The sequence below is a fragment of the Hasllibacter halocynthiae genome (assembly GCF_003003095.1).
GTDB lineage: Bacteria > Pseudomonadota > Alphaproteobacteria > Rhodobacterales > Rhodobacteraceae > Hasllibacter > Hasllibacter halocynthiae.
The window spans coordinates 153,490-169,527 of the sequence record NZ_PVTT01000002.1 but is presented as its reverse complement, the minus strand read 5'-3'; the positions used below and the strand labels follow the sequence as shown (position 1 = coordinate 169,527).

At 75.9% G+C, this 16,038-nt stretch carries 13 protein-coding genes; 11 read left to right on the top strand and 2 right to left on the bottom strand.

The features are described from left to right. Genes BCF33_RS07780 through BCF33_RS07770 form a run of 3 tightly spaced genes read left to right on the top strand, consistent with a single transcriptional unit; the run spans window position 1 to window position 5,769 of the window. Window positions 1–921, top strand: coding sequence for a DUF58 domain-containing protein (locus BCF33_RS07780; protein WP_106160404.1), 921 nt, complete (start codon window positions 1–3; stop codon window positions 919–921). Continuing rightward, entirely contained in the window at window positions 918–3,716 is a 2,799-nt protein-coding gene (locus BCF33_RS07775) for a DUF4159 domain-containing protein (RefSeq protein ID WP_106160403.1), read from the top strand. The genes BCF33_RS07780 and BCF33_RS07775 overlap by 4 nt, the downstream gene beginning before the upstream one ends. Before the next feature lies 1 nt (window position 3,717). Then, window positions 3,718–5,769 carry a hypothetical protein gene (locus BCF33_RS07770; RefSeq protein WP_106160402.1) on the top strand — a complete coding sequence of 684 codons (2,052 nt, stop codon included), beginning with the start codon at window positions 3,718–3,720 and terminating at the stop codon, window positions 5,767–5,769. Between the two features lie 1,230 nt (window positions 5,770–6,999). Here BCF33_RS07770 and BCF33_RS07765 read toward each other — a convergent pair. Beyond that, a complete protein-coding gene (locus BCF33_RS07765; protein WP_106160401.1) occupies window positions 7,000–7,359 on the bottom strand; it encodes a hypothetical protein in 360 nt (119 codons plus the stop codon). A 122-nt stretch (window positions 7,360–7,481) separates the two neighbouring features. Between BCF33_RS07765 and BCF33_RS07760 the strand changes: the two genes are divergently transcribed. The 6 genes from BCF33_RS07760 (at window position 7,482) to BCF33_RS07735 (ending at window position 13,036) form a co-directional block, all read left to right on the top strand. Then, on the top strand, window positions 7,482–8,912 hold the full coding sequence (locus BCF33_RS07760; RefSeq protein ID WP_106160400.1) for an FAD-linked oxidase C-terminal domain-containing protein: 1,431 nt from the start codon (window positions 7,482–7,484) through the stop codon (window positions 8,910–8,912). Next, window positions 8,909–9,259, top strand: coding sequence for a DUF6713 family protein (locus tag BCF33_RS07755; RefSeq protein ID WP_106160399.1), 351 nt, complete (start codon window positions 8,909–8,911; stop codon window positions 9,257–9,259). The genes BCF33_RS07760 and BCF33_RS07755 overlap by 4 nt, the downstream gene beginning before the upstream one ends. Beyond that, a complete protein-coding gene (locus BCF33_RS07750; RefSeq protein WP_106160398.1) occupies window positions 9,256–10,350 on the top strand; it encodes an FAD-binding protein in 1,095 nt (364 codons plus the stop codon). The genes BCF33_RS07755 and BCF33_RS07750 overlap by 4 nt, the downstream gene beginning before the upstream one ends. Beyond that, on the top strand, window positions 10,347–11,678 hold the full coding sequence (gene glcF / locus BCF33_RS07745; protein ID WP_106160397.1) for a glycolate oxidase subunit GlcF: 1,332 nt from the start codon (window positions 10,347–10,349) through the stop codon (window positions 11,676–11,678). The genes BCF33_RS07750 and glcF overlap by 4 nt, the downstream gene beginning before the upstream one ends. Window positions 11,679–11,687: 9 nt before the next feature. Continuing rightward, on the top strand, window positions 11,688–12,437 hold the full coding sequence (locus BCF33_RS07740; protein WP_106160396.1) for a trypsin-like serine peptidase: 750 nt from the start codon (window positions 11,688–11,690) through the stop codon (window positions 12,435–12,437). 149 nt (window positions 12,438–12,586) lie between these two features. Continuing rightward, entirely contained in the window at window positions 12,587–13,036 is a 450-nt protein-coding gene (locus BCF33_RS07735) for an Hsp20 family protein (RefSeq protein WP_106160395.1), read from the top strand. An 84-nt stretch (window positions 13,037–13,120) separates the two neighbouring features. On the opposite strand, the gene BCF33_RS07730 is transcribed toward BCF33_RS07735, so the two are convergent. Next, on the bottom strand, window positions 13,121–13,597 hold the full coding sequence (locus BCF33_RS07730; RefSeq protein WP_106160394.1) for a hypothetical protein: 477 nt from the start codon (window positions 13,595–13,597) through the stop codon (window positions 13,121–13,123). A 304-nt stretch (window positions 13,598–13,901) separates the two neighbouring features. On the opposite strand from BCF33_RS07730, the gene BCF33_RS07725 reads away from it, so the two are divergent. Continuing rightward, window positions 13,902–15,032 (top strand): CaiB/BaiF CoA transferase family protein, encoded by a 1,131-nt coding sequence (locus BCF33_RS07725; RefSeq protein WP_106160393.1) that lies wholly within the window; start codon window positions 13,902–13,904, stop codon window positions 15,030–15,032. A gap of 64 nt (window positions 15,033–15,096) precedes the next feature. Next, window positions 15,097–16,035 carry a cation diffusion facilitator family transporter gene (locus tag BCF33_RS07720; RefSeq protein ID WP_106160392.1) on the top strand — a complete coding sequence of 313 codons (939 nt, stop codon included), beginning with the start codon at window positions 15,097–15,099 and terminating at the stop codon, window positions 16,033–16,035. The last annotated feature ends 3 nt before the right edge of the window (window positions 16,036–16,038 follow it).

Below are 16,038 nucleotides of genomic sequence, written 5' to 3'. Positions count from 1 at the left end.
GTGGCCGCGCCCGTCACCCTTCGGCCGCGCGCCGACGCGCTGGCCGCGCCGCTGCCGCCGCTGCTGGCGCGGGCCGAGCGCCTGGCGAGCACGGTCGCCCACGGCGCGCACGGGCGCCGCCGTCCCGGCGCGGGCGACGAGTTCTGGCAGTTCCGCCACGCGATGCCGGGCGACCCCGCGCGCAGCATCGACTGGCGCCGAAGCGCCCGGTCGGACGCTACCTTCGTCCGCGAGATGGAGTGGGAGACGAGCCAGGCGGTGACGATCTGGGTCGACCGCTCGGCCTCCATGGACTTCGCGGAGGGCGGGCGGGCGCCGAAGGCGGACCGGGCAGCGCTGCTGGGGCTGGCCTGCGCGATCCTCCTGATCCGGGGGGGGGAGCGGGTGGCCCTCGCGCCCGGGGAGGGGCGCGGTCCGCCCCCCGCGGCGGGCCGGGCGCGGCTGGACCGGATCGCCGCCGACCTCGCCGGGCCTGGCGCCGGGGGGGATCGCGGGGGGGATCACGGGGGGGATTACGAGGGGGATTACGGACGCGCGCCGCAGACGCCGCCCCCGCCCAACACGCGCGCGCTCTGGCTGTCGGACTTCCTCGGCCCGGTGGAGCCCGCGCTCGCCGCGATGCGGCGGGCGGCCGACGCGGGCGTGCGGGGCGTCCTCTGCCAGGTGCTCGACCCCGCGGAGGAGGCGCTGCCCTACGAAGGGCGGACCGTCTTCGAGAGCATGGGCGGCCGGCTCAGGCACGAGACGAGGAAGGCGGACGCGCTACGCGGCGAGTATCGCGGGCGCCTCGCCGAACGCCGCGCGGCGCTGCGGGACGCGTGCCGCCGCACGGGCTGGGTCTGGACGCGGCACGCGACGGACGGGTCGGCGGCGGCGGCGCTCGGCGGGCTCTACCATGCGCTGGAGGGCGGGGGCCGGTGACGCTGGGGCCCGTCGCCTTCCTCGCGCCGTTCCTCCTCCTGGCGCTGGTCGTGCTGCCGATCCTCTGGCTGGTCCTGCGCGCGGTGCCGCCCGCGCCGGTGCGGCGGCGCTTTCCCGGGGTCGCGCTGCTGCTCGGCCTGCAGGACGAGGAGGCGGCGGCCGATCGCACGCCGTGGTGGCTGCTGCTCCTGCGGACGCTGGCGCTGGGGGCGGTGATCGTCGGGCTGGCGGGCCCCGTGCTGAACCCGCGCGAGGGCGCGGGTGGCACCGGGCCGCTGCTGATCGTCGCGGACGCCTCCTGGGGGAGCGCGCCGGACTGGGCGGCGCGGCAGGCGCGCGTCGAGGCCGCGCTGGAGGAGGCCGCGCGCGACGGCCGGCCCGTGTCGGTCGCGGCGCTGACCGCGCCGCCGGTCGAGGCGCGCTTCTCGCCAGCGGAAGGCGCGCTCGCGGCCCTGCCGGGGCTGGAGCCCGCGCCCTTCGCGCCCGACTATGCGGCCTTCGCCATACCTGAGGGCACGGCCGGGACGCTCTGGATCTCGGACGGGCTGGACCATCCGGGCCGGGCGGAGCTTCTCGCGCGGCTGGAGGCGTTCGGGCCGGTCGAGGTGGCCGAGGCGGCAGGCATCCCGCCGTCTCTGGGCCCGCCTCGGCCCGAGGGGGGCGAGGTCGCGCTGGAGGTCCACCGCCCCTCGGGCGGTCCGGCGCAGGTCGCGCGGGTGATCGCGCGCGGCCCCGACCCCGCCGGCGCGGTGCGCGTCCTCGCGCAGGGCGAGGCGGCGTTCGAGGCGGGCGCGACCCGTGCCGAGGCCCTGCTGGAGATGCCGTCCGAGCTGCTGGCGCGGGTGCAGCGCTTCGAGGTCGGGGGCGTCCGCTCCGCCGGGGCGGTGCAATTGGCCGATGACGGGCTGCGCCGCCGCGAGATCGCCGTCCTGGGGCCCGGCGCGGACGAGGCGCTCGTGCTGCTGTCGCCGTCGCACTACCTGCGGGAGGCGCTGGCGCCGGTCGCGGACCTGATCGAGGGCGACCTCGGCGCCGTGATCCCGGCCAACCCGGACGCGATCGTGCTCGCCGACGCGGGCCGGGTGCCGGAGGCCGCCGCGCTGGAGGCCTGGGTCCGCGGCGGGGGCACGCTGATCCGCTTCGCGGGGCCGCGCATGGCCGCCTCGGAGGTCGGGGTGGGCGAGGACGACCCGCTCCTTCCGGTGCGCCTGCGCGCCGGCGGGCGCACGGTGGGCGGCGCGATGTCCTGGGGCGAGCCCAAGGCCCTGCGCCCCTTCGACCCCGAGGGGCCTTTCGCGGGGCTCGATGTGCCCGAGGAGGTGCGCGTCTCGGCCCAGGTGGTCGCCGAGCCGGGGCCCGACCTCGCGGAGCGGACCATCGCGGCGCTGGAGGACGGCACCCCCCTCGTGACGGCGGCGCCCCTCGGCGAGGGGCGGGTGGTGCTGTTCCACGTCACCGCCAACGCCGAATGGTCGGGGCTTCCACTCTCGGGGCTCTTCGTGCGGATGCTGGACCGGCTGGCACTGGGCGCGGGCGGGGGCCGCGAGGGCGCCGGCGGGCTGGAGGGCACGGTGCTGGTGCCCGAGGTCCTGCTGGACGCCTACGGCGCCGCCCGCGACGCCGGCGAGCGCGCGGGCGTCGCGGGCGAGGCCGTGGCCGAGGCGCTGGCATCGGGGCCCGGCGCGGCGCTGCCGCCGGGCCTCTACGCCGGCGAGGACCGGGCCGTCGCGGTGAACGTGATCGGCACGGAGGCGGCGGAGGCGGGGCCGGCGGCGTTCGAGTGGCCCCGCGCGCCCGGCCCGCTCGTCGTCGACGAGGAGATGCCGCTGGGCGGGTGGCTCCTCGTGGCGGCGCTGGCCCTGCTGGCGCTGGACGCGCTGCTGTCGATGTGGCTGGCCGGGCGGCTCCGGCTCCGCCGGGGGGCGGTGGCGGCGGCGCTGCTGCCCCTGGCGCTGGCGCTGGCGCCCGGGGGCGCCGACGCGCAGGACGCGGCCCCCGGCGGCGGCCCTGCCACGGCGACCCCGGGCGAGGAGGCGCCCTTCGACGCCGAGGATATCCAGGCCGCCTCCGACGTGACGCTGGCCTATGTCGTGACGGGCGATCCGGCGGTGGACGAGATCAGCGAGGCGGGGCTGCTGGGCCTGTCGCGCACCCTCGCCGCGCGCACCTCCGTCGAGCCGCGCCGCCCCGCTGGCGTCGTGCCCGGCGAGGACGAGCTGGGCTTCTACCCCCTTCTCTACTGGCCCGTCACGGCCGACCAGCCGACCCCCGGCGCCACCGCGACCGAGGCGCTGAACCGCTACCTGCGCGGCGGGGGCATGATCGTCTTCGACACGCGCGACGCAGGCTTCCGGGGCGGCGGCACCACGGCCGAGGGGCGCGCGCTGCAGCGCATCGCCGCCGGTCTCGACGTGCCGCCCCTGGAGCGGCTGCCCGAGGACCACGTCCTGGGCCGGGCCTTCTACCTGCTGCAGGACTATCCGGGCCGCTTCAACGGGCGCGACGTCTGGGTCGAGGCCGCGCCCCCCGGGGCCGAACGGATCGAGGGCATGCCGTTCCGCAACCTCAACGACAACGTGACCCCCGTGCTGATCGGCGGCAACGACTGGGCCGCCGCATGGGCCGTCACCGACGCGGGGCGCCCGATGCTGCAGGTCGGTCGCGGCCCCGCGGGCGAGCGTCAGCGCGAGATCGCGCTGCGCTTCGGCGTCAACCTCGTGATGCACGTGCTGTCGGGCAACTACAAATCAGACCAAGTGCACGTTCCGGCCCTCCTCGACCGGCTGGGGAACTGAGATGCGGCGCGACCTCGCCTTCTCGCCGCTCGTCCCCTGGGAGGTCGTCGCCGGCATGGGCGCGCTGGCGCTGGTCGTGGTCGCGCTGGCCGCCTGGCGGGGGCTGCCGGGTTGGTGGCTGCGGGCGCTGGCGGGGGTCGCGCTGATCGCGGCGCTGGCGGGGCCGGCGCTGCGCGTCGCCGAGGAGGAGGGGTTGTCGGACCTCGTGGTCCTGGCGGTGGACGCCTCGGCCTCGAACCGGCTGGACGGGCGGGACGCGCGCACCGCCGGGGCCGCCGCCGCCCTGGAGGAGGCGCTGGAGGACCGCGCGGACGTGGTGCGCGTGGACGTGGCGGACGATCCGGGCGACGGCGGCACGCTGCTGGGCGGGGCCCTGTCCCGCGCGGTGGCCGAGCTGCCGGCGGGGCGGATCGCCGGGGTGATCGCCTTGACGGACGGGCAGGTCGCCGACCCCCTCGCCGTGCCTTCGGTGGACGCGCCCTTCCACGTCCTCCTGACCGGCGAGCGGGACGACTGGGACCGCCGCCTGGTGGTCAGGGGCGCGCCGGCCTACGCCATCCTCGGCGAGGAGGTCGTCCTGGAGGTCGAGGTCGTCGACGAGGGCCCCGTGCCCGAAGGCGTCGCCGGCTCCGCCGAGGTCGCGATGTCGGTGGACGGCGCCGAGCCGGTGACCGGCCTCGTCCGGCCGGGCGAGGTGCTGCGCCTGCCGGTCGTGCTGCCGCACGGGGGCCGCAACGTGATCCGCTTCGAGACGCCGGGCCTCGAGGGCGAGACGACCGATCGCAACAACGCCGCGATCGTCCAGATGACGGGCGTGCGCGACCGCCTGCGGGTCCTCCTCGTCAGCGGGGAGCCGCATCCCGGCACGCGCACCTGGCGGAACCTGCTGAAGTCGGACAGCCAGGTCGACCTCGTCCACTTCACCATCCTGCGCCCGCCGGGCAAGGAGGACGGGGTGCCGGTGGACGAGCTGTCGCTGATCGCCTTCCCGACGCGCGAGCTGTTCCTCGAGAAGGTCGAGGAGTTCGACCTCATCATCTTCGACCGCTACCAGCGGCGCGGGATCCTGCCCGACAGCTACCTCGCCTCGGTCGCCGACTACGTGCGCGAGGGCGGCGCGGTGCTGGTCGCGGCGGGGCCGGACTTCGCGACGGCCTCCTCGCTCTACTACTCGCCGCTGGGGGAGGTGCTGCCCGGCGCGCCCACCTCCGTCGTCCTGGAGGAGGCGTTCCGCCCCGAGGTCACGGAGATCGGCGGGCGCCATCCGGTGACGGACGGCCTCGCCCCCGTGGGCGAGGCCGCGTGGGGCCGCTGGGGGCGCCTCGTCGACGTCAGCCCGGTGGACGGCCAGACGGTGATGGCCGGCCCGGGCGAGCGGCCGCTCCTGCAGCTCTCTCGGGTGGGGGAGGGGCGGGTCGCGCTCCTTGCGTCGGACCATGCCTGGCTCTGGGATCGGGGGGTGGACGGGGGCGGCCCGCAGATGGAGCTGCTGCGCCGCCTCGCCCATTGGCTGATGAAGGAGCCCGAGCTGGAGGAGGAGGCGCTGACCGCCCAGGCGGAGGGGCAGCGGATGGTGATCACCCGCCGCACCCTGCGCGAGGAGCCGCCGGGCGACGTCCTCGTCACCGGCCCGGACGGCGAGGTGGTCGCCGTGCCGCTGGAGGAGGTCTCGCCAGGGGTGTTCCAGGGCCGCTACGACGCGCCGGAGCTGGGCCTCTACCGGCTGGAGGAGGGCGGGATCGTCGCGGTGTTCGGCCTCGGCCCGCCCGCCCCGCGCGAGTTCGAGCGCACGCTGGCCACGGACGCGGTGCTGGGCGCGGCGGCCGAGGCCTCGGGCGGGGCCGTGCGCCCGATCGAGGGGGGGCTGCCGCAGGTGCGCGAGGTCCGCCCCGGCCGGGCGGCCTTCGGGCGCGGCTGGATCGGGATCACCCCGCGCGAGGCGGCGGTGACGACGGGGCTGACGATCACCCCCCTCGGCGCGCCCTGGCTGTGGCTCCTGGTGGCGGGGATGCTGGTGCTCGGCGCTTGGCTGCTGGAGGGGCGCCGGACCTGAGAGGCGCCGGCGGCGGGCGACGCCGGGCGGGCCGCCCGCCCTTCCATCTCGCCGGCTTCCCCGGGGGCCTTCCGAAGCGGCCCGGCCGGCCTTCACCTTCGGCCAGGTGCCGGCCGCTTCGGGCGGGCGCGCTCGGGACGCCGCCACGCCCCTCCGCGCCCTTGCGGGCCCCCCTCCTGGATTGGCGGCCCGCAGGGGGCCTTCCGCTCCGTCCATGGTCCATGTGGGAACGGCCCGGTCGTCTCCCCCTCCGGTGGCCGGATCGCGGCGGCCGATCCGGCAGGCGCCCGTCGTCCTCCGCCCTCACCCCCGCGCGTTCTCCGCCGAAGTGGCCCGCCGAAGTGGCCCGCCGTCCTTGGCTTCCGCGCCGCCCGCGTCCCGGTTGGGAACGACTCCGCGGCCCCTTCCCCCTCCTGGGAGGCGTTCGAGGCGTCTCGTCGCTTAGCGCGCCGTCGCCCCCCGGGGCGGCCATCCCCGGCTTTCGCCCCGCCCGCGCCCGGCGCCGGGACGGGTCCGCCGCCCTGGCTGCCCAAGGGCATCCGGCGGGGCTTCGCTGGCCTTCGCGCCCTGGCGCCCGCCCCCCGCCGGGGAGTGGCCCGCCGTTCGCGGGGGGCGCCTCGCGGGTGCCCAGACGGGGGCGCCGTGGCCCTCGTTCCACTCAAGGGCGGCCCCGAAGGGCTCCGCCGATCTTCGCCTCCCGTCCTTCTTCTGCGGAGCGCCCTTGTATCTTTGTTTATGGGACGGTCCGGGCTTCGGACTGTCTTCCCGGGGGCCTGGTTCGTGCCACTCTCGGGCGGGGACCGGGGCGCGAGCCCCCAGGGCCGTTCGGGGCCGCGGGGGGGCTTGGCCGGCCCCCTGGTCTCGGTCGTCCGTGGCCCTCGGCGGCCTTCCTCCGGGGCGCCCCCGTCCTTCGGACTTCCACTTCGCCGGCCTCGTCGGGGCGGGGCGTGCCTTCTGCGCGCGCTGGCGTTCGGCCCTGCCGTTCACCCTTTCTTAAGGGGGCCCGTGCGAGGAGGGGTTGCGGAACAGGCTGCAGAGTCGATGGCCGCGAACGTCGGCGACGGCGTCCCCGTGCGGCCCCGGAACGGCTTCTCGTGCCGATCCGCCGCTGGGGACGTGTTCCTGCCCTCGCCGGCGTTCCCCCCACCTTCCGAGCCAAGGCCGAGGCCGAGGCCGGCCGGGCGGGGCGCGATCCGGCGCCCCCCGGTCCCGGCCGGGGGCGCCCTGGGCTCAGTCGGGAAGGCGCAGCGCGAGGGTCTCGCCCGACCAGCCCGTCGCGAGGGTGCTGGACTGGATGGCGACCTCCTCGACCCCGTCCGGGATCGCCACCCCGGAGAGGGAGCGGGTGAAGGGCTGCTCGTCCGGGTGGGGGTGGGCGAGGACCCGCGTGCCCAGGACCGCGCCGTCCGGGCCGAGGACGCGCCAGCCGTTCGCGTAGTCGTCCCAGCCGGTCTCCTCGTGGGCGATGGTGACGTCGAAGCGCCAGCCGTCCGCCGCGCGCGACGCCTCGGCCGAGACGATGGCGGCCGGGTCGGCGAAGGCCGGCGCGGCGGCGGCGAGAGGCGCGAGGAAGGCTAGGGGGAGGCGCATGGTCGGCCCTTCATGGCACGGAACGGCGCCGATCGCGAGCACCATCGCGTGCGCCCGGACGGCCCCGGTCGCTTTACCGGGCCCCGCCGGCCTGTATACCGGCCCCGAGAGGAGGTCGTCCGATGCAGATGCCCGCGCCCGACGCCCGGATCATGGAGAGGAGGGCCCAGGTCGCCTCGCGCCTGCGCGCGGTCCTGTCCCCCGGCGCCGTGATCGACGACCCCGTGGCGACCCGCGCCTACGAATGCGACGCCCTGACGGCCTACAAGTGCCCGCCGCTCGCGGTCGTGCTGCCGTCGAGCACGCAGGAGGTCGCCGCCGCGCTGCGCGTCTGCCACGAGGAGGGGGTGCCGGTGGTGCCGCGCGGCTCGGGCACCTCGCTGGCCGGGGGGGCGCTGCCCACGGCCGATTCGGTGGTCCTGGGCGTGGCGCGGCTGAACCGGGTGCTCGAGACCTCGCCCGAGGATCGCTTCATCCGGGTGGAGGCGGGGCGCACGAACCTCTCCGTGACCGGCGCGGTCGAGGGGCTGGGCTTCTTCTACGCGCCGGACCCGTCCTCGCAGCTGGCCTGCGCGATCGCGGGGAACGTGGCGATGAACTCGGGCGGGGCGCACTGCCTGAAATACGGGGTGACGACGAACAACCTGCTGGGCGTGACGCTGGTCACGATGGAAGGCGAGGTGCTGGAGATCGGCGGCGCCCACATGGACCCGGCGGGGCTGGACCTGCTGGGGGCGATCTGCGGCAGCGAGGGGCAGCTGGGCGTCGTCACCGAGGCGACGCTGCGCATCCTTCCCAAGCCCGAGGGCGCGATGCCCGTCCTCGTCGGCTTCGACGATCCCGTGACGGCGGGGGCCTGCGTGTCGGGCATCATCGAGGCGGGCGTGCTGCCGGTCGCCATCGAGTTCATGGACCGCCCCTGCATCCGCGCGACGGAGGCCTTCGCGGGCGCCGGATACCCGGATTGCGAGGCGCTGCTGATCGTCGAGGTGGAAGGGTCCGAGGGCGAGATCGAGGAGCAGCTGGGCGCGATCGAGGCCGTCGCCCGGAGGCACGACCCGGTCGAGCTGCGCCGCGCGAAGACCCCCGAGGAGGCGGCGGCGATCTGGCTGGGGCGCAAGTCGGCCTTCGGCGCGATGGGCCAGCTGGGCGACTACATGTGCCTCGACGGGACGATCCCCGTCTCGGAGCTGCCGCGCGTGCTGGGGCGCATCGAAGCGCTGTCGCGGGAGTACGGGCTGGAGGTGGCGAACGTCTTCCATGCGGGCGACGGCAACATGCACCCCCTGATCCTCTTCGACGCGAACGCGGACGGCCAGCTCGAGCGGTGCGAGGCGCTGGGGGCGGAGATCCTGAGGCTCTGCGTCGAGGTGGGCGGCTGCCTGACGGGCGAGCACGGGGTCGGCGTCGAGAAGCGCGACCTGATGGGCGTGCAGTTCGGCGAAGGCGACCTGGAGATGCAGATGCGCGTGAAGGACGTCTTCGACCCCGGCTGGCTGCTGAACCCCGCCAAGGTCTTTCCGCTGGGCGCATCCGAGGGGCGGCGCGCTTGATCCACCCCCTTCCCTGCGCGCCTTGTCTGCTGGTCCACGAGGTCGACGCCATGGAGCATCGCGAACGGCGCCTGCTCCACGGGCTTCGGGACGTGGCCGAGGATCGGGCGCGCGGCGCCTTCATATGGCTCCACTACCCGCTCGTCGCGCTGCTCTCGTGGTCGTTCCTTCCATCCGCGCCCGAGGCGGTTCGCCCGGGCGTCGCCCTCTTCGCCCTCGTTCACCTCGGCCTGCACCTCAGGCTGCGGAACGCGCCTGCGCATGAGTTCCACGGCGTGCTGTCCTGGTCTGCGATCGGCGGTGCGGCCCTGTTCGGCTTGTTCTACCTGCTCACGGTGTTCTTGTGACCCGCCCCGCCACCGAAGACGAACTCGCCGAGGCGATCCGGGGGGCGAATGGCCCCTTGCGGGTCGTGGGCGGCGGGACGCGCGGGATGGCGCCGGGCGGCGAGCCGCTGGAGACGGGCGCCCTCTCGGGCGTGACGCTCCACGAGCCGGGGGCGCTGACGCTGGTGGCGCAGGCGGGAACGCCGCTCGCCGTCGTGAACGAGACCCTGCGGGAGGCAGGCCAGTGCCTGCCCTTCGAGCCGATGGACCATCGGCCCCTGCTGGGGACGGCGGGCGAGCCGACGATAGGGGGCGTCGTCGGGGGCGGCGTCTCCGGCCCGCGGCGGGTGCGGGCGGGGGCCTGCCGGGACGCGCTGATCGGGGTGCGCCTCGTCACCGGCGAGGGGCGCGCGGTGAAGAGCGGCGGGCGGGTGATGAAGAACGTCACCGGCTACGACCTGGCGAAGCTGGCCTGCGGCGCGCGCGGCACGCTGGGGGTGCTGACGGAGGTGGCGTTCAAGGTGCTGCCCCTGCCCGCGGACATGCGGACCCTCGCGCGCGAGGTGCGAGGCGCGCCAGAGGCCGCGGCGCTGATGTCGCGGGCGCTGGCCTCGCCCTACGAGGTCACGGGCGCGGCCTGGGACGGGGCGCGGGTCCTCCTGCGGGTCGAGGGGCTGGAGGGGTCCGTGGCGTACCGGGCCGGGAAGCTGGGCGACTTGGTGGAGGCCGAGCCCTTGGCCGAGGACCCTTGGGCGGCGGTCCGCGACGCGAAGGCCGTCGCCGGGGCGGGCGACCTCTGGCGGGTCCATGTCCGGCCGTCGGACGCGCCCGCCGTGCTGGACCGGGTGCCGCACGAGAGGGCGCTGCTGGACTGGGGGGGCGGGTTGGTCTGGCTGCGGACGGCGCCCGGCACGGACGTGCGGGCGCTGATGGGCGTGCCGGGCCATGCGACCTGCCTGCGGGGTGCGGCCCCGCCCCTCCACCCGCCCGCGGCCGGGATCGCGGCGCTGGAGGAGGGGCTGCGCCGGCGCTTCGATCCCAGGGGTCTGTTCCGGGGCGGGCCGCTCCGCCGCGAGGGGCCGGGCGCCGCCCGCGCCATGGCGGCCCCATGAGGACCGAGTTCACCCCCGAGCAGCTTCGCGACCCGGCGACCGCGCGCTCGAACGAGATCCTGCGGTCCTGCGTACATTGCGGGTTCTGCACGGCGACCTGCCCGACCTATGCGGTGCTGGGCGACGAGCTCGACAGTCCCAGGGGGCGCATCTACCTCATCAAGGACATGCTCGAGTCCGGCCGGCCGGCGGATGCCCGGACGGTCAAGCACGTCGACCGCTGCCTCTCCTGCCTCGCCTGCATGACGACCTGCCCCTCGGGCGTGCACTACATGCATCTCGTCGACCACGCCCGCGCCCATATCGAGCGGACCTTCCACAGGCCCTGGCCGGACCGCGCGCTGCGCCGGGTGCTGGCCATGGTGCTGCCCCATCCGGGACGGTTCCGCGCCGCGCTGGTCGGGGCCAAGCTCGCGCGGCCGTTCCGGCGGCTGGTGCCGGACGCCCGGCTGCGCGCGATGCTGGACATGGCCGACGCGCCCATCGCGTCCCCCGCGCGGCACGACGACCCGCAGGTCCACCGGGCCCGGGGAACGCGCCGGATGCGGGTCGCCCTGATGACGGGCTGCGCGCAGCGCGCGCTGGACGCGGAGATCAACGCCGCCACGATCCGCCTCCTGACCCGGCTGGGCTGCGAGGTGGTGATCCCCGAGGGGCAGGGCTGCTGCGGCGCCCTCGTCCATCACATGGGCCAGGAGGAGCGCGCCCATGCCCAAGCCGCCCGGAACGTCCGGGCCTGGCGTTCGGCGGGCGCCCTCGACGCGGTGGTGATCAACACCTCGGGCTGCGGCACGACCGTGAAGGACTACGGGCACATGCTTCGGGGCGGCCCCCTCGCGAGGGAGGCGGCGGAGGTCTCGGCCCTCGCCGCGGACGTGTCCGAGGTGGTCGACCGGCTGGCCCCCCAGGAAGTTGCCTTCGGCCTGGCGCCCGAGGCGCTGCGGGTGGGCTACCACGCCGCCTGCTCGCTGCAGCACGGGCAGCGGATCAAGGGGGTGCCGAAGGACCTGCTGCGGCGCGCCGGCTTCGAGGTGGTCGAGCCGGCCGACCCGCACCTCTGCTGCGGCAGCGCGGGCACCTACAACCTGATGCAGCCCGAGATCGCGGGGGAGCTGAGGCGCCGCAAGGTCGCCACGCTCGAGGCCGCGGCGCCCGACGTGATCGCGGCGGGCAACATCGGCTGCATGAAGCAGATCGGCGGGGGCACGAAGGTTCCGGTGGTGCACACCGTGCAGCTTCTCGACTGGGCGAACGGGGGGCCGCGGCCGGCGGCGCTGCCGCCCGCCGGGGGCGGCGGGGGCGGTTCCCCCCGGGGCCGAGGCCTGTAGAGGGGCGGGATGCGCCGCGCCCTCCTCCTCCTCTTCCTCCTCCTGACGCCGCTCGCGGCGCCGGCCCAGGGGGTGCGGGGGGACGAGGGCGGCGTGGGCCGCCTCGACATCGGGGAGAGGCGCCTCTGCACCGGGGCCCTGATCGCGCCCGACCTCGTGCTGACGGCGGCGCATTGCCTCCTGCGGGAAGGCCGGGAGGTCGAGATCGGGGGCATCCGGTTCCGCGCCGGCCTGTCGGGCGCCCGCGGCGAGGCGGAGCGCCGGGTCGCGGCGCTGGCGCGCGGGCCGGGCGGCGCGGGGGCGGCGGGCGCCTCCGCGCTGGACGTCGTGCCCGGCGACGTCGCGGTGCTGCGGCTGGCCCGGCCCGTCACGAGCTTCCGCGCGCTGCCGCTGATCCTGGGTCCGCCCCCCGGGGTGGGCGCGCCGCTGCGGGTGATCTCCTACTCGGCGGGGCGGCCCGACGCGCCGCGCACGGAGGAGGGGTGCCGCGTGATCGAGCGGGCGGAGGGCATCCTCGTGACCGACTGCCTGGCGGAGATGGGGGCGTCGGGCTCGCCCGTGCTGGACGGCGAGGGGCGGCTGGTCGGCGTGATCAGCGCCTCGGCGCTGCGCGCCGGCGACGCGGTGTCCCTGGCCGCCGAACTGCCGCCCGCGCTGGTCGCCGCGCTGCGCGAGCGGGCGTCGGGCCGCGATCCCGCGCCGCGCCTGCCGCGTGAGGGCGACGGCGCCCGCGCAAGCGCGCGGTTCGTCCGGCCCTGAGCGGACCCGAGCGGGCTTCTTGAAGCGGCCGCTCCGCGCCCCCATCTGACGGGGGCCCCGGGATGCCGAAGCGTCGGGTCCGGGGGCGCCGAAGGGTCGGCCCCGCCGCGAGGGGGGCGGCCCGCTCATCGCTTGAAGAGGATGAACCCATGCGAACATTCGATCTCGCCCCGCTCTACCGCGCGACCGTCGGCTTCGACCAGATCGCCGAGCTGATGGACCGCGTCACCGCGTCCGAGCAGGGCAACACCTACCCGCCCTACAACATCGAGAAGACCGGCGACGACGCCTGGCGGATCACGCTGGCCGTGGCCGGGTTCACCGACGCCGACCTGAACGTCGAGGTCCGCGAGAGCGCGCTCGTCGTCTCGGCGAAGAAATCCGAGGAGGAGGGCGAGCGGACGTTCCTGCACCGCGGCATCGCCACCCGCGCCTTCGAGCGTCGGTTCACGCTGGCGGACCATGTGCGGGTGACGGGCGCCACCGCCGAGAACGGGCTGCTGAACATCGACCTCGTGCGCGAGGTGCCCGAGGCGCTGAAGCCCCGCCGCATCGAGATCGCCGGCCCGAAGACGATCGAGGGCGAAGCCGTCAACTGATCGGCCTGCGGTCGATTATGGAAGCGAAGGGGCGTCGCCGGATGGCGGCGCCCCTTTCTAGCATGGGGGGCTGGCCCCGTGCCGTCAGTCGGCGGCGCCGACCTCGAACGCGGTGGTGGCCAGGCTCAACTCGTCGTCGTCGTCCATGCCGACGGCGACCCGGCCTTCGATCCCCGATCCGCCGACCTCGTCGAGCGCCGCGACGAAGGGCAGGGTTCCCCGAAGGACGCCGCAGGCGACGACGTCCGCGTCCTCGTCGTCGGTCGCATGGATCGCCACGGCGTAGCCGCCCCCCCCGATCTCGTCGGCGGACACGTCGTCGATGTCCTCGTCCTCGGACCAGAGGGGGTCGGGCTGGGGCGCGCCGGCGTCGCTGACCCGGGCCCATTCGTCCGAGGCGTCGTCGTCCCGGTCGAGGTCGCCGACATCGGCCACGATCGCGTCGCCCGAGAGGCTGCCGCAGTCGGCCGCATAGAGGTAGGCGCCGAGATCGTCGTCATCGGCGAGCGCGGCCGTCCCGAGAAGGGCGGTGGCGGCGGCGGAGGTGAGCAGGCGGGTCATGGGCAAATTTCCTTCGGTGGCGGTGTGCAAGGGCATCCCGCAGAACCGGGCGCCCGTGGAGGAGAACACGGGGCCGGCGGGCGCCGTTCCCGGGGGCGGCGTGCGGTGCGCGCGTCCACGCCGACGCGCAAGGGGACCCGCCGACCCCTCGTGGCGAGGCTCGCCCCCGAGGGGCCGTCCTGCTAGGGCGTGGCCAAGATCGCGGCCGGGGAAAGCACGGAAGAGGGGACCTCATGGGGATCGAGGGGAGGGCAGGGGTGGCCCGCGGCCGCGCAGGACCGGACGTTCCGGCCCCCGCGTTGCCATGAGCGCCGAGGCGCCGCTGAAGGGCCTTCGCGTGCTGGAGCTGGCGCGCGTGCTGGCGGGTCCCTGGATCGGGCAGGCGCTGGCCGACCTCGGCGCGGACGTGCTGAAGGTCGAGGCCCCCGAGGGCGACGAGACGCGGCAATGGGGCCCGCCCTTCGTCGAGGGTGCCGGCGGCGCGCGGGGCTCGGCGGCGTACTTCCACTGCGCCAACCGCGGCAAGCGGTCGGCCGTCGCCGACTTCCGCACGGAGGCGGGGCGCGCCCTCGTCCGCGAGGAGGCCGCCCGCGCCGACGTCCTGATCGAGAACTTCAAGGTCGGCGGCCTCGCCAAGTACGGACTGGACTACGAGAGCCTGTCGGTGCCGAACCCGCGGCTGATCTACTGCTCGATCACCGGGTTCGGGCAGGACGGCCCCTATGCCGCGCGTCCGGGATACGACTTCCTGATCCAGGGCCTGTCCGGCCTGATGTCGATCACGGGCGAGGCGGACGGCCCGCCGCAGAAGGTCGGCGTCGCCGTCACCGACATCGTCACCGGCCTCTACGGCGCGATCGGCATCCTCGCCGCGGTCGAGCAGCGCCACCGGACCGGGCGGGGCCAGCACATCGACATGGCCCTGATGGACTGCGCGATGGCGATGCTGGCGAACCAGGCGATGAACGCCCTGGTGACGGGGCGGGCGCCCGCGCGGCGCGGCAACGCGCATCCGAACATCGCGCCCTACCGCGTCTTCGCCTGCGCGGACGGCCACCTCATCGCGGCCGTCGGGAACGACCGGCAGTTCGCGGCCCTCGCCAAGCTGCTGGGCGCGCCGGCCCTCGCCCGCGACGCGCGCTTCGCGACGAACCCCGCGCGGGTCGCCAACCGCGAGGCGCTGGACGCCGCGCTGGAGCCCCTGGTCGCCGCGCGCAGCCGGGCGGCGCTCCTGTCGGCCATGGAGGCGGCGGGCGTGCCGGGCGGGCCGATCAACGACATCGCCGAGGCGCTGGCCGACCCGCAGGTGGTCGCGCGGGGCCTCGCCATCGCGCCGGGCGGGGTGCCGTCGCTGCGCGGGCCCTGGCGGTTCTCGGACGCGGAGCTGTCCCTCGACCGCGGCGCGCCGGAGCGGGGCGGGGCCGAGGAACCCTAGGGGCGTGCCCGGGATTGTCGCTTTGCGACCGGAGGCGGATCGACCAGGGGCCGGGGGCACGGGCATGGCCGGGCACCATCATCATCACCACGTGGACCCCGAGGCGGGCGACCGGCGCGTGATCGCCGCGATCGGGGTGAACCTGGCGCTGACGGTCGCGCAGGTCGCGGGGGGCATCCTTTCGGGCAGCCTCGCGCTGATCGCGGACGCGCTGCACAACTTCTCGGACGCGGTGTCGCTGATCATCGCCTTCGCCGCCCGGCGGATCGCGCGGCGCCCGCGCGACATGTCCATGACATTCGGCTACGGCCGGGTCGAGGTGGTGGCGGCGCTGGTGAACTACACCACGCTGATCGTGATCGGCCTCTACCTGCTGTGGGAGGCGGGGGCCCGCCTTCTGGATCCGCAGCCGGTGGAGGGGTGGCTCGTCGTCGCGATCGCCGGGGTCGCGCTGGCGGTGGACCTAGTCACGGCCGCGCTGACCTACGCCATGTCGAAGTCGAGCGTGAACATCCGCGCGGCCTTCCTCCACAACGTCGCCGACGCCCTGGGGTCGGTCGCGGTGATCGTGGCGGGGACGCTGATCCTCCTCTTCGGGTGGTGGCTGGTCGATCCGCTCGTGACGGCGCTGATCGCGGGCTACATCCTGTGGCAGTCCGCGCGCGAGATCGGGCCGGTGATCCGAATCCTGATGCTGGGCAGCCCGCCGGACGTGGATGGCGGGGCGGTGATCGCGGCGATGCGGGGCGCGGACGGGGTCCGGGACGTGCACCACGTCCACCTCTGGCAGATGGACGAGCATCGCAGCGCCGTGGACGCGCATCTCGTGATCGCGCCCGGACGCTGGGGCGAGGCCGACGCGGTCAAGCGGGCGGTCAAGCGGGACCTCGCCGCGCGGTTCGGCATCGCACACGCGACGCTGGAGACCGAGTGCGCCCGCCATGCCTGCCCGGACGTCGCCGCCGGCGGCCGTCCCGGGCCCGCCGCGGTGCCGCGGGGCTGACCG

What these genes read in the sequence shown, in the direction of transcription:
- BCF33_RS07770 (WP_106160402.1), top strand. Translation starts at nt 3,718, where the DNA reads ATGCGGCGCGACCTCGCCTTCTCGCCGCTCGTCCCCTGGGAGGTCGTC.
- BCF33_RS07765 (WP_106160401.1), bottom strand. Translation starts at nt 7,359, where the DNA reads ATGCGCCTCCCCCTAGCCTTCCTCGCGCCTCTCGCCGCCGCCGCGCCG.
- BCF33_RS07760 (WP_106160400.1), top strand. Translation starts at nt 7,482, where the DNA reads ATGCAGATGCCCGCGCCCGACGCCCGGATCATGGAGAGGAGGGCCCAG.
- glcF (WP_106160397.1), top strand. Translation starts at nt 10,347, where the DNA reads ATGAGGACCGAGTTCACCCCCGAGCAGCTTCGCGACCCGGCGACCGCG.
- BCF33_RS07740 (WP_106160396.1), top strand. Translation starts at nt 11,688, where the DNA reads ATGCGCCGCGCCCTCCTCCTCCTCTTCCTCCTCCTGACGCCGCTCGCG.
- BCF33_RS07735 (WP_106160395.1), top strand. Translation starts at nt 12,587, where the DNA reads ATGCGAACATTCGATCTCGCCCCGCTCTACCGCGCGACCGTCGGCTTC.
- BCF33_RS07730 (WP_106160394.1), bottom strand. Translation starts at nt 13,597, where the DNA reads ATGACCCGCCTGCTCACCTCCGCCGCCGCCACCGCCCTTCTCGGGACG.
- BCF33_RS07725 (WP_106160393.1), top strand. Translation starts at nt 13,902, where the DNA reads ATGAGCGCCGAGGCGCCGCTGAAGGGCCTTCGCGTGCTGGAGCTGGCG.
- BCF33_RS07720 (WP_106160392.1), top strand. Translation starts at nt 15,097, where the DNA reads ATGGCCGGGCACCATCATCATCACCACGTGGACCCCGAGGCGGGCGAC.